This window comes from Labilibaculum sp. DW002, assembly GCF_029029525.1.
Classification (GTDB): domain Bacteria; phylum Bacteroidota; class Bacteroidia; order Bacteroidales; family Marinifilaceae; genus Paralabilibaculum; species Paralabilibaculum antarcticum.
In genome coordinates this window covers 1,447,637-1,469,035 of record NZ_JAKJSC010000001.1, presented here as the reverse complement: position 1 = coordinate 1,469,035, position 21,399 = coordinate 1,447,637, and the positions used below count along the sequence as shown (strand labels likewise).

The 21,399-nt window shown below is 34.8% G+C and carries 14 protein-coding genes and 1 pseudogene; all 15 read left to right on the top strand.

Annotation, left to right across the window (positions count from 1 at the left end; translation table 11 throughout):
• Positions 1–47: 47 nt before the first annotated feature.
• The 15 genes and pseudogenes from L3049_RS05570 (at position 48) to L3049_RS05495 (ending at position 21,378) form a co-directional block, all read left to right on the top strand.
• Entirely contained in the window at positions 48–2,045 is a 1,998-nt protein-coding gene (locus tag L3049_RS05570; RefSeq protein WP_275108811.1) for a DUF349 domain-containing protein, read from the top strand.
• A 282-nt stretch (positions 2,046–2,327) separates the two neighbouring features.
• The gene (locus tag L3049_RS05565) at positions 2,328–3,929 is read left to right on the top strand and encodes a CTP synthase (RefSeq protein ID WP_275108810.1); all 1,602 of its coding nucleotides are present in this window, start codon (positions 2,328–2,330) and stop codon (positions 3,927–3,929) included.
• 74 nt (positions 3,930–4,003) lie between these two features.
• Entirely contained in the window at positions 4,004–5,857 is a 1,854-nt protein-coding gene (gene yidC, locus L3049_RS05560) for a membrane protein insertase YidC (RefSeq protein ID WP_275108809.1), read from the top strand.
• 440 nt (positions 5,858–6,297) lie between these two features.
• A pseudogene (locus tag L3049_RS21625) lies at positions 6,298–8,555 on the top strand (NADP-dependent malic enzyme).
• Between the two features lie 653 nt (positions 8,556–9,208).
• Positions 9,209–9,733 carry a UpxY family transcription antiterminator gene (locus L3049_RS05545; protein ID WP_275108806.1) on the top strand — a complete coding sequence of 175 codons (525 nt, stop codon included), beginning with the start codon at positions 9,209–9,211 and terminating at the stop codon, positions 9,731–9,733.
• 17 nt (positions 9,734–9,750) lie between these two features.
• Complete coding sequence (gene wecC / locus L3049_RS05540; protein WP_275108805.1) at positions 9,751–11,019, top strand: UDP-N-acetyl-D-mannosamine dehydrogenase; 1,269 nt, start codon at positions 9,751–9,753, stop codon at positions 11,017–11,019.
• 124 nt (positions 11,020–11,143) lie between these two features.
• On the top strand, positions 11,144–12,367 hold the full coding sequence (wecB, locus tag L3049_RS05535; RefSeq protein ID WP_275108804.1) for a non-hydrolyzing UDP-N-acetylglucosamine 2-epimerase: 1,224 nt from the start codon (positions 11,144–11,146) through the stop codon (positions 12,365–12,367).
• 12 nt (positions 12,368–12,379) lie between these two features.
• Positions 12,380–13,840 (top strand): MOP flippase family protein, encoded by a 1,461-nt coding sequence (locus L3049_RS05530; protein WP_275108803.1) that lies wholly within the window; start codon positions 12,380–12,382, stop codon positions 13,838–13,840.
• Complete coding sequence (locus L3049_RS05525; protein ID WP_275108802.1) at positions 13,819–14,985, top strand: DegT/DnrJ/EryC1/StrS family aminotransferase; 1,167 nt, start codon at positions 13,819–13,821, stop codon at positions 14,983–14,985. Before L3049_RS05530 ends, L3049_RS05525 begins: the two co-directional genes overlap by 22 nt.
• Before the next feature lie 43 nt (positions 14,986–15,028).
• Positions 15,029–15,991 (top strand): glycosyltransferase, encoded by a 963-nt coding sequence (locus tag L3049_RS05520; RefSeq protein ID WP_275108801.1) that lies wholly within the window; start codon positions 15,029–15,031, stop codon positions 15,989–15,991.
• A gap of 21 nt (positions 15,992–16,012) precedes the next feature.
• On the top strand, positions 16,013–16,786 hold the full coding sequence (locus tag L3049_RS05515) for a WbqC family protein (RefSeq protein ID WP_275108800.1): 774 nt from the start codon (positions 16,013–16,015) through the stop codon (positions 16,784–16,786).
• Between the two features lie 86 nt (positions 16,787–16,872).
• A complete protein-coding gene (locus tag L3049_RS05510; protein WP_275108799.1) occupies positions 16,873–18,078 on the top strand; it encodes an ATP-grasp domain-containing protein in 1,206 nt (401 codons plus the stop codon).
• Complete coding sequence (locus L3049_RS05505) at positions 18,079–19,035, top strand: hypothetical protein (protein WP_275108798.1); 957 nt, start codon at positions 18,079–18,081, stop codon at positions 19,033–19,035.
• Between the two features lie 2 nt (positions 19,036–19,037).
• Positions 19,038–20,297, top strand: coding sequence for an O-antigen ligase family protein (locus tag L3049_RS05500; RefSeq protein ID WP_275108797.1), 1,260 nt, complete (start codon positions 19,038–19,040; stop codon positions 20,295–20,297).
• A 7-nt stretch (positions 20,298–20,304) separates the two neighbouring features.
• The gene (locus L3049_RS05495) at positions 20,305–21,378 is read left to right on the top strand and encodes a GNAT family N-acetyltransferase (protein WP_275108796.1); all 1,074 of its coding nucleotides are present in this window, start codon (positions 20,305–20,307) and stop codon (positions 21,376–21,378) included.
• Positions 21,379–21,399 lie beyond the last annotated feature (21 nt).

Genomic DNA, 21,399 nt, shown 5'->3' with positions numbered 1-21,399 from the left:
GTTAACGTGGGTTTTCTTTTTTGGAAAGCCAATCTAATGCAAACTACATGAAAGAAAAAGATCTGTCTAACCTCTCACATGAGAATGAAGTGAATGAAAATTTAGATGCTAAGGATAATGTGATTGATTCTCATGAAAAAGAATCTGTTGAAAAAGAATCGCCAGATGCTGAAATTGAAAGTGAAAAAAATGTCTTGGAGGTAGATCAGGAGGAAGTTGTTGCTGAGGCAACAATTGAATCTCCTACAGATAATCTTGAAGAAAAGCCTAATGTTGAAGCTGCACCTGTTGCTGAAGTTAAAGAGGAGGAAACAGAGCTTCAGAAAGAACCTGATTATTCTTTAATGGAGAAGAAGGAATTGGTAGATCGTTTGGTTCTCTTATTGGATAATAAGTCTGTAAAAGGAATAAAGGATCGTTTAGATGCGATTAAGCACAATTTTTACAAAAAGCATAACGAAGAAATTGCCGAAGCCAAGAAGAAATTTTTGGACGAGGGAGGTAAAGAAGAAGAATTTGATTTTGGTAAAGATGAGTTGGAATCAAAAATGAAGGAATTGCTTCATGATTTTAGAGAGCGAAGGACGGTTCAGAATCGAAATATTGAACAAGAAAAGGATGAGAATTTAAAGATTAAATATCAGATAATTGAGGATATTAAAGATCTGGTAAATAGAAAAGAAGCGTTTGATAAAACGTTTCATGAGTTTAGAGCTTTGCAAAAAAGATGGCACGAAACGGGTATGGTGCCTCAGCAAGCCTTGAAAAATTTATGGGACAATTATCATCATCACGTTGAGAATTTTTACGATTACATTAAAATCAATAAAGAACTTCGTGATCTTGATTTAAAAAAGAACATGGTAATAAAGGTGAAGCTTTGCGAAGAAGCTGAAGGCTTGCTGAACGAAGAATCAGTTGTGAAGGCTTTTAATACTTTGCAAAAGTACCATGAGCAATGGCGAGAAATAGGACCAGTGCCAAGAGAGCAAAAAGAAGAGTTGTGGGCAAGGTTTAAGGAGGCAACAACTACAATCAATAGGAAACACCAAGAGTTTTACGAAGGGTTAAAGTCGGAACAGAAAGTCAATTTAGAGAAGAAATCTGTTCTTTGCGATAAAGCTGAGGTAATTGCGAATGCTGAGATAAAATCTCATAAAGAATGGAATGAAACCTCTAAAAATATTTTAGATCTTCAGAAAGAATGGAGGACGATTGGTTTTGCTCCGAAAAAAGACAACAACCGAATTTACCAGCGATTTAGAGCTGCTTGCGATTTGTATTTTGATCGTAAGAGAGAGTTTTATTTGAAGTTGAAAGATAAGTTAGGTGAAAACCTTGTAAAGAAAACGGAGCTTTGTGAAGTTGCAGAAAGCTTGCAAGATAGTACTGATTGGAAAGCAACAACTGAAAAGTTAATTACGATTCAGAAACAGTGGAAGACAATTGGTCCTGTTCCAAGAAAGGTCTCAGAGGAACTTTGGGTTCGTTTTCGTGCAGCTTGCGATAAATTTTTCAATAGTAAATCGGAGCATTTTAATCATGTTGATTCAGATCATGTTGAAAACTTGAAATTAAAGGAAGATCTAATTAAAAAAATATCAGAATTTACTTTGTCGGAAGATGATGAAGGAAACATGACTAAAATTAGAGACTTTCAAAAACAATGGGCTCAAATTGGTCACGTCCCTTTCAAGAAAAAAGATAAAATTCAGGATGAATATCGTCGTACTTTAAACGCCATTTACGATAAGATGGACTTGGATACCGAGGATAAAGAGGTTCAGAAATTTCAATCAAAAATTGATAATTTGTTAACCATGAGTCATTCGGAAGATAAGATTATTGTTGAGAGGAATAAAATTGCTGGGAAAATCAAGCAATTGGAAAGTGATATTGGACTGTGGGAAAATAACATTGGTTTCTTCTCAGCCTCAAAAACTTCAGGATCTATCGTTCAAGAAATTGAAGAAAAGATTGAGAAAGGGAAGCAGACCTTGCAACTTCTTCAAGAAAAGTTAAAAGTTATTGATGGTTTAGTCTAATAGATTAAATCGATTGGAAAAATATAATCCCTCATTATTGTAATGAGGGATTCTTTTATTTCGGAATAAGTAGTGGGATAAGACTTGAATGCCTGATATTCAGGCGATTTTTGATGATGAAGGATTGATTAAGACATTTTGTTAGGTGATGTGTTTTTAATCGAAAAACAAATGAAATGGTCTTTTGTCAAAATTTGATCATGTGAAACATGTAAATAGTTTCCTAAAAATGCATAAATTAACTACTTTTGCACCTTTAATAATCCATAAAACGTTTAGAAAGTGTCTGCAACTAAATACATCTTTGTTACCGGAGGGGTAGCCTCCTCATTAGGAAAAGGAATTATAGCCTCATCTTTAGCTAAACTACTACAAGGCAGAGGGTATTCTGTTACAAACCAAAAATTGGATCCATATTTAAATGTTGATCCCGGGACTCTAAACCCATATGAGCACGGTGAGTGTTTTGTTACAGATGATGGAGCTGAAACAGATTTGGATTTAGGTCATTACGAGCGCTTTACAAACATTCCTACTTCACAGGCGAATAATGTAACTACAGGTAGAATCTACAAAAACGTTATTAATAAGGAGCGTAAAGGAGATTATCTAGGTAAAACGGTTCAAATTATCCCTCATATTACTGACGAGATTAAGCGTAATGTTAAGCTTTTAGGAACTAAAAACAAGTTCGATTTTGTTATTACTGAAATTGGAGGAACTGTAGGTGATATCGAATCACTACCCTATATTGAAGCAGTTCGTCAGCTTAAGTGGGAACTTGGAAACGACGCTTTAGTAATTCATTTGACTCTTGTTCCATTTTTAGCAGCATCAGGTGAGTTAAAAACAAAACCGACTCAACACTCTGTAAAATCGTTATTGGAAACTGGAGTTCAGCCAGATGTACTGGTATTGCGAACAGAGCATGAACTATCATCTGATATCAGAAGAAAAGTTGCTCTTTTCTGTAATGTTGATCCAAGAGCCGTTATCCAGTCAATAGATGTGGAAACAATTTACGATGTGCCACTGAAGATGCGTGAGGAGAAATTGGATGCTATCGTTCTTGAAAAATTAGGTTTAGATTTGAAAAAAGAACCTAAGTTGAAGGAGTGGACGAAATTCTTAACTCGCTTGCAAAATCCTAAATCAGAAATTACAATTGGTTTGGTTGGAAAGTATGTTGAATTACATGACGCATACAAGTCAATTGCAGAGGCTTTTATTCATGCTGGTGCAGTAAATGAGTGTAAGGTAAACCTAAAATGGATACATTCTGAAAAGCTAACTGACGCAAATTACGAGAATGAATTAAAAGATCTTAAAGGTATTTTAGTTGCTCCTGGTTTTGGACATAGAGGTATGGAAGGTAAAATTCGTGCTGTTAAATTTGCAAGAGAAAACGATGTACCTTTCTTAGGAATATGTTTAGGTATGCAAGTTTCAGTTATCGAGTTTGCCCGCAACGTACTTAAACTTGACGATGCAGATTCATTGGAGATGAATCCTCAAACGCATAACCCGGTTATCAACCTTATGGAGGAACAAAAAAACGTTACTGAAAAAGGTGGTACCATGCGATTAGGTGCTTACGACTGTGAGTTGAAAGATGGATCGAAAGCATTGAAAGCATATGGACAGAAAGAAATTTCTGAGCGTCATCGTCACCGTTATGAGTTTAATAACGAATATTTAGCGCAATTCGAATCCGCTGGATTAAAAGCGACTGGTATAAATATAGATACAGGATTGGTTGAAATCGTGGAGCTAGAAGGACACAAGTGGTTTGTAGGTGTACAGTTCCATCCAGAATATAAGAGTACCGTTATAAATCCTCACCCTCTCTTTGTTGAGTTCGTGAAGATAGCAATGGAAGGATAAAGTTTGATGTAGAAATACATTAATGACTTTATATACATTGAAAATTAACTTATTTAAGATATAAAAAGTAGAAAATGGATAAAAATTCAATTTGGGGATTAGTCATCATTGGAGCCATTTTGATCGGGTACACTTACCTGACAAAACCTTCAGCTGAAGAATTAAAGGCCCAGCAAACTCGAGATTCAATTGCACTTGTTGAACGTGTGCATAATGAAAAAATTGAGGCTGAAAGATTAGCAGGTTTAAAAGCTCAGTATGCTGAGGTAAAACAAGACACCGTAGCTTTGAAAGAAACTTATGGCGTTTTTGCTAGTGCTGTTGGTCAAAACGAGGAATTTGTTACTCTTGAGAATGAGTTAGTAAGGCTTACGATCAATACAAAAGGAGGGCGAATTGCAAACGTTCAGCTGAAAGAATTCCAAACCCATGATTCTTTACCATTATTATTGTGGGAAGAGAAAAATAGTAAGTTTGGTGTTACTTTTTATGCAGAGAATAAGCCATTGAATACACAGGACTTGTTTTTTGTTGAAGCTAGTGGTGCAACATCGGTTGATGCAACAACTTCTGAAAAAGGAGTGAGTATGCGCTTAATGGTTGGTGATGATCAATACGTAGAGTACAAATACTCTTTGGCTCCAGATTCGTATATGGTTGATTTTACTGTAAACTTAGTTGGAATGCAGAATTTGATTTCTCGCAACACGAACTTTGTTACATTTAACTGGCAAGCAGATCTTCCTAGTCATGAAAAAAGCCATAAGATTGAAAATCAATATACTGCTTTATACTATAAATTCTTAGATGATGAGGTGGATTATCTAAGTATTTCTGGAGACGATGAGGAAGATTTAGCAACAAGAGTAAAGTGGATTGGGTTTAAGCAGCAATTCTTCTCTTCTGTTTTAATTTCCGAAGATTCTTTTAAAGGTGTGAAGTTGAAGTCGGTTGAAATGGAGGAAAATGCTCCTGTTTTGAAAAACTTTTCTGCAGAAATCACATTGCCATACAAAGGGAATCAAGTTGAGAGTCATCCAATGAAATTCTATTTTGGCCCTAATAAATTTAAAACTTTACGTGAGTATGGTAAAGATTTTGGAGGGAAAGATATTCAAATGCACAAGTTGATCGATTTGGGATGGATGATTTTCGGATGGGTGAATAGATATTTCGTTATTCCAATTTTTAATTTCTTAGAAGGATTTATCTCGAACTACGGTATCATCATTCTAATTTTAACCATTATTATTAAGCTGATTTTGGCACCATTGACTTATAAGTCGTATTTATCAACGGCTAAAATGAGAGTTTTAAAACCTCAGATTGACGAGATAAACGAAAAAATTCCAAAAGAAAAATCGATGGAGCGCCAACAGGCAACCATGGGCTTGTATAAGAAAGCCGGAGTAAATCCAATGGGTGGGTGTTTACCAATGCTGGTGCAGTTCCCTATTCTAATTGCTTTATTCCGATTCTTCCCTGCATCTATAGAACTTCGTCAGAAGAGTTTCCTTTGGGCAACAGACTTATCCTCTTATGACTCAATTGCAACTTTACCATGGGAAATTCCATTCTATGGTGATCATATTTCATTATTCTGTTTATTGATGGCTGGAACCAACTTAGTTTATACTAAGATGAATGGTCAGATGCAAACATCGAATCAGATGCCAGGTATGCAAGCAATGATGTATATGATGCCGGTGATGTTCCTAGTTTGGTTCAATAATTACGCATCAGGTTTGAGTTACTACTACTTTGTAGCAACGCTATTTACAATTATCCAAACTTGGGCAATTCGTAAATGGATGGTTGATGATAATAAGGTATTAGCAATGCTTGAAGCTTCGAAGAAAAAGCCTGTTAAGAAGTCTAAATTCCAACAGCGTTTGGAAGATGCTGCTAAGCAAAAAGGCAAAAAATAAGATTTCATTACCTTAATATATAGAAAGAGCTCCAGTTTTGGAGCTCTTTTTTTTGATTCATAAACTCATTCCCCAACCCCTTCTCCTAGAGTAGAAGGGGAGCTATTTGCTGATTTATCAACTGAAGTTCCCTCTCTTCAGGAGAGGACTAGGGTGAGGTTAATGGATTGTGTGAACATCTCAAAACTCAAAGAAAGCGTGTGTTAGGGAGGGGAGAATTTAGTGTAGGTTTTAAAATCATGCTGAACAACATGAACTTACATCTTTCCATTAATGTAATAATGTCGGAAATTATATAATGTAAAACTCTTGAGTATGGATCTGTGAAGTTGGGTGTTTTTATTCGTTCCCAGCAATAGTATTTGCTAAGTTCTCTTATCAGGTTTCCCAATCTGAATATTAGCAAAAACACAACATTCCAATTCTCAAAAGACCTAGCTATGGCTAAATTTACCAAAGAGGATGCTTTACGTTATCATGAAGGAGTTCGTCCAGGAAAAATTGAAGTAGTCCCAACCAAACCTCATTCAACCCAATTGGATTTATCGCTAGCCTACTCGCCTGGAGTTGCTGAGCCATGTCTGGCAATAGAGGCGAATCCTAATGATGTATACAAGTACACTGCCAAAGGTAATTTGGTTGCAGTTATTTCAAATGGTACTGCAGTTTTGGGTTTAGGCGATATTGGAGCCGAGGCAGGTAAGCCTGTTATGGAAGGGAAGGGATTACTATTTAAAATTTTTGCTGATATAGATGTATTTGATATTGAGGTGGACAGCAAAGATATAGATGAGTTTGTAAAGATTGTGAAGGGAATTGCTCCAACATTTGGAGGGATTAATTTGGAAGATATAAAAGCGCCCGAGTGTTTTGCAATTGAAGAAAGGTTAAAGAAAGAATTGGAAATACCTGTAATGCACGACGACCAACATGGCACTGCAATTATATCGGCAGCGGGTTTACTTAACGCCGCTGAAATTCAAAATAAGAAACTCGAAGATATTAAATTGGTGGTGAATGGGGCGGGAGCATCGGCAGTTGCTTGCACACGTTTGTACATTTCTTTGGGTGTACAAAAAAAGAATATTGTGATGGTCGATAGTAGAGGTGTTATACACAAATCTAGAACCGATTTAAGTGCAGTGAAAAAAGAATTCCTCACCGCTAAAGATGTGAATACCCTAGAAGAGGCATTAGTAGGAGCTGATATGTTCTTAGGTTTGTCGGTAGCAGATGTATTAACGCCCGATATGATTAAATCGATGGCTAATCGACCAATTGTATTTGCACTTGCTAATCCAAACCCTGAAATTGCCTACGAACTGGCCATGAAAGTAAGAGATGATCTTGTAATGGCTACAGGCCGATCTGATCACCCTAATCAAGTCAATAATGTTCTAGGGTTTCCATTTATTTTCAGAGGAGCATTGGATGTAAAAGCGACAGGCATTAATGAAGAAATGAAAATAGCGGCTGTAAAAGCATTAGCTGATTTAGCCAAGGAAGATGTTCCGGATATGGTTAACACGGCCTATAAGGAGCTTAATTTGAACTACGGTACCGATTACATCATTCCTAAACCTCTTGATCCTCGTTTGCTGACTGTAGTGGCTCCTGCTGTAGCAAAAGCAGCTATGGAATCGGGCATTGCTCACGCACCAATTACCGATTGGGAAGCTTATGAAATGGAGTTGGAACAGCGCATGGGAAGAGACAATAAACTCTTAAGGCATTTAACCTCAAAAGCAAAGCGTAACCCTAAGCGTATCGTATTTGCTGAAGGAGAAAACTTCAAAGTACTTAAAGCGGCTCAAACCGTTTTAAACGAAGGAATTGCTCAACCTATTTTATTGGGAATCCAGAATATATAGAGAAAGTGATTAAAGAAAATGAATTGGATTTGGAAAATGTTCCAATCATTAATTGGCGTTCTATTGAAGAAAGGACTAGGAGAGAAGAATATGCAAAAATTCTATATGAGAAAAGAAAGCGTAAAGGCTTAACCTACCCTGAAGCACTAGATAAAATGACCAATCGAAATTATTTTGGAGCCATGATGGTGGAAACTGGAGAAGCCGATGCCTTAATAAGTGGATCGACTTCGAAATATGCCGATACCATAAAACCAGCTATTCACACTGTTGGAGTGCGACCTGAAATTAATCACATTGCAGGTATGTATCTATTAATGACTAAGCAAGGTCCGATTTTCTTCTCTGATACAACGGTAAATCCTCGTCCTGATGCTCAAACTTTAGTAGACACAACTTTATTAACTGCCGAAGCCGTTAGAAAATTCAATATTGAACCCGTCATCGCACTGGTGTCTTATTCCAATTTTGGCTCTATTAGATCAGGTAGTCCGACACGCGTTCAAGAAGCAACAGCGGCACTGCATCGAGATCATCCTGACCTAATTGTTGATGGCGATATTCAAATGAACTTTGCCTTAAATTGTGAACTTCGTAATCAAATGTTTCCATTTTCAAAATTGGGTAAGCGAAGAGTGAATACGGTTATCTTCCCAAATTTAAGCAGTGGAAATATTGCCTATAAAATGATGCAAGAATTGGCTCAGGTAGAAGCCATTGGGCCTATCCTATTGGGTATGAATAAATCAATTCACGTCATCGCATTAGAAAGTTCTGTTCGTGAAATTGTGAATATGGTTACAATTTCAGTTGTTGATGCTATTTGACCTTATGTTAGTTTTTCTTAAATTAAAATAGCTGATCATAAATCCATCATATGGATTAGATTTATTCCATGAATTAATTCTATTACCTGATTAATGGCAACAATGTTTTGTTGTCATTAATTATTTTAGGCTGCTCTTTCATCTTTAAATACGCCTTGTGAAAGCTTGTTTGTAAGGGTTTCATATAGAGGGAATAAATTACATTTTAAGATATCATAAACAAGTATATATTGTTTAATAATTATTAACATTTACAATCATTAAAAAAGCGATGTTGATCAGGTAATACCTTACTCTTACCAAAATTGTTTAGATCGAATCTAAGTAATGTGTCTTCATATTTGTTCATTTCCGAAAATGTCCCGAAATTCTATTGAGTAATTGAAATGTATTTTTCTAAATAGTTCTAGAAATATTTAAAAGAATTATGAGATCAGATATAGATAGTATGTTTCAAAAGACTGTGATTTCATAATTGTAATAAAAGAATCATTTAGCAGCGCACAAGCTTTCTGTGTCTGAGAAGGCGAAGCTGTGTCAAGCAGTATATTAATTGCTCCTTCCTCCAAGAAATTAATAGTCCTCAACCAACTATTAACGAATACTTCTTGTAGATCTTCTTATTCACTTGTAATAACCTTAACTCAACCAGTATGCAAGCCAGAAAATTGGCTTATTCATGGCATGCGATCTATACTAGATCTCGTGCCGAGAAAAAGCTGTATAAAGAATTGTGCTCGAGAAGTATCGAGTGTTACCTTCCTTTACAAAAAGAGCTTCGACAATGGAGTGATCGTTCGAAATGGGTAGAAGAACCTCTTCTGCGATCATACTTATTTGTAAAAGTCAGCGAAAGAGAATATTACGACGTAATCAACTCGAGTTTTGCAGTTCGTTACGTAACTTTCGGTGGCAAAGCTGTGTCTATACCCGAAGAACAAATCGAATCACTTCGAATTTTTTTGGAAGATGAAAATCGCAAAGTCGATTTGAGTCATGATAATCTGGAAAAAGGAGAAAGTGTTGAAGTTGTTGCCGGACCATTAAAAGGCATTCAAGGCGAAATTATACAAATAAGGGGGAAGAATCGAATTGTGATCCGCTTCGATTCTTTGGGAACTTGTGTCTACACAGATATTAGTTTGGATAAAATCAAACAAGTTCAACCAGTCTTTTAATTATTTCAACAAATCTTATGAAGAAATTTGAAACAGTTACCACAGTGGGTATGGGGTATATTGGGCTCCCTACGGCTGCTCTTATCGCAAAAAGTGGTCTACGAGTTCATGGTGTTGATGTGAATCCCAAAGTTGTTGAAGCGGTAAATGAGGGAAGAATCATTATTGTGGAACCGGATTTAGATGAGCTTGTTAAACATGTTGTCGATAAGAAATTATTGAGTGCAGGTTTAACACCTGTCGAGGCAGATGTCTATACCATTGCCGTGCCTACTCCTTTCAAGGGGAATCACGAACCAGATATTTCTTACGTAATGGCGGCTGCCAATGCAATTGTACCACACTTAAAAGCTGGTGATTTGTTTATCATTGAATCTACCTCTCCCGTTGGGACAACAGAAAAGGTACGTGATTTAATTTACTCGAAGCGATCGGAATTGGTCGGAGAAATATTCATTGCATATTGTCCAGAGCGTGTTTTACCTGGGAATATTATTTATGAATTGGAACACAACGACCGTGTTATTGGAGGTATTAATGAAGAATCAACCGAACGAGCTTGTCAGTTTTTTAGAAACTTTGTGATTGGTGATTTACACCAAACAAATTCTCGTACCGCTGAAATGTGCAAGTTGGTTGAGAATTCATCTCGTGATGTGCAAATTGCTTTTGCCAATGAATTATCGATTATATGTGATAAGGCAGGAATTAATGTTTGGGAATTAATTGAATTGGCAAACAAGCACCCAAGGGTAAATATTCTAACTCCAGGATGTGGTGTTGGAGGACATTGCATTGCTGTAGATCCTTATTTTATTGTATCCGAATATCCTTTGGAAAGCCAGATTATAGGGAAAGCTAGAGAGATAAATAATTACAAAGCATTTTGGTGTGTTGAGAAAATTAAGAACGCACAATTAAAGTTTCAATTGGAACATGGTCGAGAACCTAAAATTGCCTTAATGGGAATAGCATTCAAACCAAATATTGATGATTTACGAGAATCTCCTGCAAAGTATATTGCACAAAAGGTAATTCAATCAGGACAGAATGAAATTTTACTTGTAGAACCAAATGTTGATGAATATTCAGATCATAAATTGAGTAATTATCGGGAAGCATACGAAGAAGCTGATTTGGTTGTATATCTGGTAGCTCACAAAGAGTTTTATGCCCTTCCCAAATCAAAAAAGAAATTGATTTTAGATTTTTGTGGTGTAACAAATAATCAAAGAGAAGATATCGAAATGGAAGAGATCAAAGAAAAGGTATCTGTTAGTAAATAAAATCAATTCAAACACATTGGCAACTCACCAATGTAATTCACTTTTCGATTCTGAACGAATGTCAACCACAGTATTCAGAATTGACCTACAGAGAAAATATTCACTTTAAAAACAAAACCGAATTATGAGTGTGAATGGACAACAAAAGGTACTTTTGGTTTTTGGTACCCGACCAGAAGCGATAAAAATGGCGCCATTGGTGAAGGAATTTCAGAAATATCCTGACCATTTTGAAACGATTGTATGTGTAACGGGGCAGCATCGGGAAATGCTCGATCAAGTTCTTGATTTATTTGATATTATTCCGGATTATGATCTCGAGATTATGAAGTCGGGACAAGATTTATATGACATTACCAGTAGAGTAATACTTGGGATGCGCGATGTGTTAACGAAGTCTAAACCGGATTTAGTTTTGGTACATGGTGATACAACAACTTCTTCAGCGACTGCACTTGCAGCTTATTATCAGCAAATAGAAGTTGGACATATTGAGGCTGGTTTGCGAACCAATAACATGTATTCTCCTTGGCCAGAAGAGGGAAACCGTCAGATGACAGGTCGCTTGGCCAATAGACATTTTGCACCTACCATTATGGCACAACGCAATCTAATGGACGAGGGCATTAGTAAAAATAAAATTTTGGTTACAGGTAATACCGTAATCGATGCATTACAACTAACGCTTACCAAGATACATCGCTCATCAAAAGTTGTGATGGATATTATCAATACACTTCAAACGAAGGGAATTCCTACAGGATTAGTAGCCGATTGGGTATATCGTTCACGCAAAATGGTTTTGGTAACAGGTCATCGTAGAGAAAATTTCGGAAAAGGTTTTTTAAACATTTGTGAATCAATCAAGTTTTTAGCGGAAAAGTATCCTGATGTAGATTTTGTGTATCCAGTACATTTAAATCCTAATGTTCAGAAACCTGTTTACGATATCCTTGGGAAAAATAAAATTAATGGAGATGCTGGTCCAAAGAATGTATTCTTAATCGACCCAATTGATTATTTACCATTTGTGTATATGATGGATCTTTCTTACATGATTCTTACCGATTCTGGAGGAATTCAGGAAGAGGCGCCTTTCTTAGGAAAACCAGTCTTGGTAATGAGAGATACAACTGAACGTCCCGAAGCCTTGTCGGCAGGTACCGTTAAGCTAGTTGGAACCGACTCACATAAAATTATCGAATCGGTAGAAATGCTTTTCAACGAAGAAGCCATTTATCGTAAAATGTCGCAAGCAAGCAATCCTTATGGTGACGGAAAGGCCTGTATAAGAATCGTTCAAGAACTCAAAAAAGAAAGTACAGTTCGAGAAAGAGTTGTTGCTTAGATACCAAATCAAATGTCCAATTTAAAAAGCCAAACCATAAAAGGTGTTTTCTGGAGTTTCATTGAGAAATTTGGAAGTCAGTTAATTCTGCTTATTTCTCAGATTGTACTCGCTAGATTGTTAGAACCTAAAGATTTTGGTTTGTTAGGGATGTTGGCCATTTTTATTGCTGTATCTCAGGCATTTATAGATAGTGGTTTCGACAATGCTTTGATTCAGAAAAAAGAGGTTAACCAAACCGATTACTCTACCGTTTTTTACTTCAATATCACCATCGGTATTGTACTCTATCTAATTCTGTTTTTTGCGGCCCCTTTAATTGCTGATTTTTTCCATCAACCATTATTGGTTGACCTAACTCGAGTTGTTTGTATTGTTTTGGCAGTTAATTCGTTTGGTTTAATTCAGTTTGTAAAGTTTAAAATTGAAATGAATTTTAAAGCAATTGCACAGGTTGTTGTAATTGCCAACTTATTATCTGCATTTGTGGGTATTGCAATGGCTTTAATGGGGTTTGGAGTTTGGGCACTTGCAGGGCAAATCATTGGGATTTATTTTTTTAGAACGGTTTTGTTTTGGATCAAAAGTTCTTGGAGACCTTCTTTTATTTTTTCATTTCAATCATTTAAGCAGCTATTTAGTTTTGGTTCGAAGCTTCTTTTATCGGGAATTATTAACCAAGTTTTCCAGAATATTTATTTGATGGTAATTGGACGTATTTTCTCAGCAAGTTTGCTAGGGTTTTATACACAGGCGAAGAAATTACAAGAAGTTCCAGTTACAACCTTGGCACAGGTTGTTGGAAATGTTACTTTTCCTGCTTTTTCAAAAATTCAGGATGACAATGTAAAATTAAGAGAAGGCTTTCGAAAGTTGATTAAGCTTATGGTCTTTATTAATTTTCCTTTAATGTTGGGACTTGCAGTAGTAGCTGAACCTCTTCTTGTTTTAATTTTGGGTGAAAAGTGGTTGCCTTCGGTTCCTTACTTTCAACTACTGTGCATCGCAGGTATGATTTATACATTACATGCCTCAAACCTAAACATATTAAAGGTGAAAGGGCGTTCCGATCTATTCCTTTACCTAGAGATTATTAAAAAAACCATTGTTGTAATTGCAATTTTTATAGGATTAAATTGGGGTATTATTGGTTTGATTGTTGGTCAAATCTGCACTTCATTTATTAGCTTTTTTATCAATGCATTTTATACTGGAAAGCTAATTTCTTATACCATCCCTAATCAATTAAAAGATATCAGTCAAACATTTTTCATCAGTTTAGGAATGGTTGCCTTTATGTCTATAGGTTGGTTTATTAATAATCAAATTATCTCTCTTGTATTCCAGATACTAATCGGTATCGGATCTTATCTACTATTGGCAATTGCGACTAAACAGGAAGCATTGACCGATGGCTTGCTCATTTTAAAAGAAGTAATACCACTTAGAAGATGGAAAAACGTAAAATATTAGTCACTCGTCCTCAACTGCCCCCATTAAATGAGTTTATTCCTATGTTGGAAGATATTTGGGATAGCAGATGGTTAACGAATAATGGTAAATACCATGAGGAATTTGAAAAAGCTTTGGCTATTTTTCTTGGTGTTCCTTACGTTTCTTTATTTGCTAATGGCACGCTTGCATTAATGGCTGCGCTTCAGTGTTTGCGAGTTAAAGGTGAGGTGATTACAACTCCTTATAGTTTTGTTGCTACCACACATTCTTTATGGTGGAATGGTATAAAACCTGTTTTTGTTGATATTGATCCTGTTTATGGAAACTTGAATCCTGATTTGATAGAGGCAGCCATTACACCGGAAACAACCGCAATATTACCAGTACATGTTTATGGAAATCCTTGTAAAGTTGAAGCGATTCAGAACTTAGCCGATATTTACGGCTTAAAGGTGATTTATGATGCAGCTCATGCATTTGGAGTGAAATTGAAAAATTCGAGTGTGCTAAATTATGGAGACTTGTCAATTTTAAGCTTTCATGCAACAAAAGTGTTCAATACCATAGAAGGAGGAGCTATTATTTCGCATGATTTAAAAACGAAGAAGAGAATCGATTTTTTGAAAAATTTTGGAATTGCTGATGAAACAACGGTAGTTGCTCCAGGAATTAATGCTAAGATGAATGAGTTACAAGCAGCATACGGAATGCTTCAATTAAAGTATTTTGATACTGCTATTGATGGTCGCAAGCACATAACAGATAAATATAAAGAGGGATTGGAAGGTATAGCTGGTATTCGATTTTTAAACGAAGCTACAAATGTTGATTACAATTATTCCTACTTCCCAATATTTGTGGATGAATTAGAATTTGGCCGATCGCGCGATGATGTTTTCGAAGAATTAAAGAAGTATGATATTTATGGAAGAAGATATTTTTATCCTTTAATTAGTGAGTTCTCTGCTTATCGAGGTTTACCTTCTGCAAAAGGTCTTGATGTTGCATATGAACTATCTCGACAGATAATTTGCCTTCCGCTTTACCCAGATTTAGCAGATGAGGTTGTTGAAACTATTGTTTCCATCATTCTGGAAATGTCATTGGATGAAACGAAGAAAATCCCTGTTAAGATGCTGCATCAAATCAAAAGAAATAAATAGTAGTTAAGTTCAATTTATCGAGATTCCTGAAAAAATGCCCAACATGCAAAAACCATTTGTAAGCGTTAAAACCATAACCTATAATCATGAAAAATTCATTGCACAGTGCATTGAAGGTATACTGATGCAAAAAACTAATTTTTCGTTTGAATACATAATTGGAGAAGATTGTAGTACCGACAATACAATGAAAATTGTTCAGGATTATGCAGATCGTTATCCAGATATAATTCGAGTAATTTCGAGTGAAAATAATGTAGGTTGGATTGAAAATGACCACAGAACAGATATGGCATGTCAAGGAAAATATGTTGCTTTTTGTGAAGGAGATGATTTTTGGACTGATCCTTATAAATTACAAAAACAAGTAGATTTTTTAGAGAAGAATACTGATTATGGTTTAGTACATACGAATTTTTCTTGTGTAAAGGATGATAAGATCACAAAATCCATACGAGGAAATGAAATGTTGCCAACGGGTAATGTGTTGGAAGAATTAATAAAAGGAAATCATATCGCGACAGCAACAGTATGCATGAGAAATGATCTTCTTCGTAAAATCTGTATTGGTGATACCATAAAAAAGCACAATTGGAGAATGGGTGATTATCCTTTATGGATTGAAACGTCTGCATTAGTAAAAGTTCATTATTTAAAGGATGATACAATTACCTATCGTATTCATGATGATTCAGCAACTCATGCATTGGATTGGAATGGGGATTTTCGCTTTTTTGAAGATAGATATCAAATAAAAAACTACTATATAGCCAAATACAATTGTGAACATTTACTTCCTTTTATTTCAAAGGTCTATCACAAGGAATTGTTGAAATATGCAATATTTCTTAAAAATGAAGATTTACGAGAAGCGTGCAGTATTTATTTTAAGAAAAAATCGGAGAGGAGTGAATTCGCCTATCGTTTATTATCTGACTTTACGATTTTTGATTCCATTTTTTGCTTTATCTATTCTTCAAGGAAGAAATTAAAAACCATCGTATAATATTTTACAAAGGTATTTACAATGAATAATAAGCTGGAATCATTGATTTTGACATCTGATTATAAATCAGATAAAATAAAGAATTCTTTAGCCAAAGGACTATCAATCATGCAACCTTATGTTTTTCCTTATATAGGATATTTTCAATTGATAGAAGCATCGGATGAAATTGTTTTTTACGACGATGTGAACTTCATTAAAAAAGGATGGGTTAATCGAAACAGAATATTATTGAATAAAAAAGATTTTTTATTTACTATTCCAATTGAAAAAGCGAGTCAAAACAAAAAAATAAATCAAACTAAAATTAAACTGGATTCAAAATCAAGAAGAAAATTAATTATGCAGATGAAGTCTGCGTATTTGAAAGCTCCCTTTTTTAGAAAAGTTATGATTTTGATTGAGGAAACTTTTGGAATGGAATATGACAATGTTGGTGATATGGGAATTCAATCTATATCATTTGTTTATGAATACTTAGGCAAATCATTCAAATGGACTAAATCATCAATAAGTTCGTCTACAAGTATAGATTTGGTAAAGGCGGATAGATTAATTTCTATCACAAAACAATTTAAGTACGATAGATATATCAATCCAGTAGGTGGGCAAGAGATTTATCAAAAAGGATACTTTAAAAAACAAGGAATAAAACTACAATTTCTAAAATCTGGAAAAATAGAATATGTTCAGAGTGGAAATGAATTTATTCCAAGTCTTTCTATTATTGATGTTTTGATGTACAATGATAAACCTACTGTTCTTCAATTTTTAAAGAATTATAAATTGATTTAATTATTGGATATAGGCAAGGAGAATTAATGTTTTTCGATAAGTAGTTTAAATAAGTGTTGGTGAGATTAAGTGATAAATGAAATTGTATGGAACCAAAAAAGAAGAAGTTACTAATGTTGGGTGGATCTCCTTTTCAGATTCCCTGCATTCAGTACGCAAAATTGGCAGGCTATTATGTTATTACGTGCGATTATGCTCCGGGAAATCCGGGACATCAATTTGCTGATGAGTATGTAAATGTAAGTACAACAGACTTAAAAGCAGTTTTAAAGCTATCTAGAAAATTAGAAATTGATGGGATTCTGGCTTATGCATCTGATCCTGCTGCCCCAACTGCTGCTTATGTAGCAGAAAAAATGGGTTTACCAGGAAACTCATATAAATCAGTTAAGATTTTATCCGAAAAAGACTTGTATCGCAGTTTTCTGCGTCAAAATAAATTTAATACGCCATGGTACGGTGGCTTTAGCACTTTTAATGATTTTTCTAGTAATTCCACAGATTTTACTTATCCAGTTTTGGTGAAGCCTGTAGATTCATCAGGAAGTAAGGGTATTACTTTGGTGAATGATTTATGGGAAATGGGTGATGCGATTAATTATGCCATGAAATTTTCACGTTGTAAGCGTTTCATCGTAGAAGAGTTTATTGAAAAGAAATATCCACAATTAGATGGTGACATATTCGTATTTAATGGTGAGATAAGTGCGTATTATTTAGGTGATCAGCGTAACGATGAGAGTGTAAATCCATTTGTGCCTTCAAGTATTAATTATCCATCTCTGTTGCCAGAGGAATTACACAAAAAGATAAAATCAGAACTTCAGCGTGCAATTGATTTGTTGAAAATTAAGTTTGGTGGTTTCAATATTGAGGTGATTATTGATGCGAATGACAACATTTATTTAATAGAGATTGGTGCGCGTAATGGTGGTAATTGTATTCCGGAAATTATAAAATGTGCAAGCAATGTCGATATGATTGAAATGAGTGTGGATGCTTGTATGGGAGTAGAGCCAACAATTAAAAATAGAAAAGAAATAGAGAAATTTTATACCACCTATGTTATCCATTCGAATGAGGATGGCAAATTTCGATCAATAAATTTGGATGATTCCATTACTGATTTTGTTTTGGATATTAAATTAATGGTAGAAAAAGGGGGAGATGTATTTCGTTTTAGTGGTTCCAATTGTACTGTAGGCGTTGGTTTATTGGAATTTCCAAATCTTCATACTCGGGATCAGATAATGGACAATATTGAAGAATTAATTGCTGTAGAATTGGAATAAATGAGAGATAGAGCAATAGGAGGTTATTTTGAGTTAGAGAATCGGGTTGAATCGGAATATCACCAGAATTTAATTCGCTTAAATTCTGGTCGAAACTGTATCGAATATATTCTTCGTGCAAGGGAGTACAAGAAGATTTATATTCCACGTTATAGTTGTTTGGCTGTAAAAGAACCAATTCTTAAACTAGGAATTGAATACGAATTTTATTCTATTAATAGTGAGTTAGAACCACAGGAGATTAGGAGTTTAAATCATGACGAAGCCTTTTTAATCATTAATTATTTTGGCTTAAAAGGAGAATATATAAAATCAATAAGCAAGAGTGTTAAGAATTTAATCGTAGACAATTCTCAAGCATTTTTTGAACAACCAATTCCAAGTATCGATACCTTCTATTCTGCTAGAAAATTTTTTGGTGTTCCTGATGGTGCTTATTTAAGTACCAATTGCATGTTACGGGAAGATTTATCAAGAGATATATCATGGAATAGAAGTGAATTTCTTTTAAGAAGATTAGAGAATGGAGCCCAAGATGGATACAAAAGCTTTCAGGATAACGAGCAATATTTGTGTGGGCAAGAAATGAAAATAATGTCCAAGCTAACCACTCGTTTACTTGCTAGTATTGATTATAAGGAGGTGAAAAAGAGACGAATTCAAAATTTTCAATATGTGCACTTAAAACTTGCTTCCATTAACCACTTGCATATTGTTGAAAAAGATATTATTGGCCCAATGATTTATCCTTTTTTAGTTGAATCTGGCGAAATTCGAAACGAATTGATCAAACAGAAAATATTTGTAGCGACTTATTGGCCTAATGTTTTGAATGAGAACAAGAAGAATAGTATAGAATACAAGTTTGCGAGTAATTTATTAGCCTTGCCTATTGATCAACGATATGGCTTATTGGATATGGATCGTATATGTAGTGTATTAAAATCCCTAATGTAAACATGAGGTACGTTGAGTTAGCAATATGGATGGTATTGTTTTTCATTGCTTTTTTCTTGAAAAGCTATACTGTTGGTGGGCAGGAAATGGCTTATCTATGGAAACTACCATTAATCGTATTTCTTTTTGTTGGTGTACTAGGTCAAAAGGTAAATTATAACTTTTTGATATTAGGCTATGTATTCGCAATCAAGAATTTAGTAAGCACATCTTTCTTTGATTATCCAGTTGATGCAATAATAAATTTTTCGAAATATTTAACAATTCCTTTAGTAGTTCATTGGATTTATTTGAATATTAATAGTTTAGAAGCTTTAAAGAAGTTGCGCTTGATTCCACTTTATTTAGCTGCTTTTTTAATTATAGCGAACATCCCATATTATTTAGGCGTATTTTCTGCTCCAGTTAGTAAAACAATGCTTTGGATGGAAGATACCAAATTGGATGGATTGGTGGGGATTTTAGGAGCACCTCATTATACTTCTGCATTATTATCGATCGCTTGTATTATTCTTTTAGAGCACATTGTAAAAAAACGAAGTGATCTATTGGTAAATTTTATTTTGGCTCCCATATTGGTTTTAGGGCTGTTTTTTCTTTTTAAAACCTATACAAGAACAGGCTGGTTGATGTTTGTTATTGGAGTTACCATATTATTTGGTCGAAAAATATCATTTAAAGATGCTGGTAAAATCTTAGCTGGATGTGTTCTTTTGATAGGTGGTTTAATATTCTTATTTCAAACCAATGAGGGATTTCGCAGAAGGGTAATGGATGATCGGGCTGGGCAGGAAGATAAGTCAGCTTATGAGACTGTAGGCTCAGGTCGATTACAAATTGCAGAGGTTTACTTAGAGAATTTATACGAGAGTAATTTTGCGACCTACTTAATTGGTATGGGAATGCAAGAATCACAAAATAGATATGAGAAAAAAGACGGAATGCCTCTTTTTGCGCACAATGGCTTTGTTCAAACTTTGGTAGATAATGGTATTCTAGGCTTTTTGCTTTATTTGCTTTTTCTCTTTTCGGTATTCAAACAAATTTCAAAGTCGGAAAGTAGTTATAATCAGTTGGCCGTGGCACTCTTTTTTATGTTTATATCTTGTCTGGTAACGCAGCAAGCCAATTATTTTTTATTGGATGTTTTTCTTTCTCTATTTATTGGAATTACGATTATTGAAAGTCGTGTTAATCAGTACATCGAGTATAAGCATCATAGAGATAGAAATGAATTAATCGAGAAATCATTTAGCATTTAGTTTATACATGTATCGTTTTCAAATTATCACATTAAAAGATCTTAAGGAGATTGATTACTCAGGTAGTTTTCCGAGTAATCAATTCAACTGGATTTACAATTGGTTTAGTGTTTTCGAAAAGGTTGAAAATAATGTGTTGGGGTTTGATAAAAAAGTCTTCATTATTGCAAGTTTTAAGGAAAATAAATTAGTTGCAATTGTTCCTTTGGTGAGATTATATCGGACCTACTTAAAGTATATCAAAATTGAATTTTTAGAGTTTTTAGGCCAGCAATGGTCCAACTTAGGAAATGATATAATTGCCTTGGATGAATTGCATGATTCTTTTGCATCAGATTTAGCTTTATGGACACGAAAAAACATTAAATATCACTTTTTATTTTTAAAATATCTACCCCAGAATTCGATCCTTACAAAGAAGTATAAACTTTTTAATTATGCAGGAGCACCATTTATCCAGGTAGATAAACATGAAGACTATGAGGGCTTTGCAAAAAATGTATACTCTAGAAAGTTTCGAGAAGATTTACGACGAACATTGCGAAAGATAAAAAAGGATGGGTTTGAGTTTGAAATTTGCTACGAAGAAATCAATCAAGAAAGTTTGCAAGAAATCAGAAGAATTGCGAAATCAAAAATGACAGATGGGAAAAGTTTTTTATATGGAGATGTTGAAAAAACACAATTTCATTTAAAAATGTATGAGTGTTTTCCATCACATGTAGTATTTGTCAAGTTCAACAATAAGGCTGTAGCCTACGCAACAAGTATCGATTGGAAAGGCGAAAGAATTGGAATAGACGCAGCTTTTGATCGAGATTATCGGAAATATGGTGCTGGCATACATTGCATCGATACAACTATCCAAACCAGCTTTAAAGATAAAAAGGAGAAATTGTCCTTTGGCTTAGGATTAGATACTTACAAATTTCAGTTTACGGATCAAATTGATCGATACTTTATGTGTTTTGATTTTAAATATAGATTGAAATCACTGGTGGCTTTACCTTACTTTTTATATCGACTAAAGAAAGAAGATCGAGCGGTGATGGGCAAACTTGAAAGTGCTCAGGGAAAGTAGTTTGCTTATTCTTTCATGCTA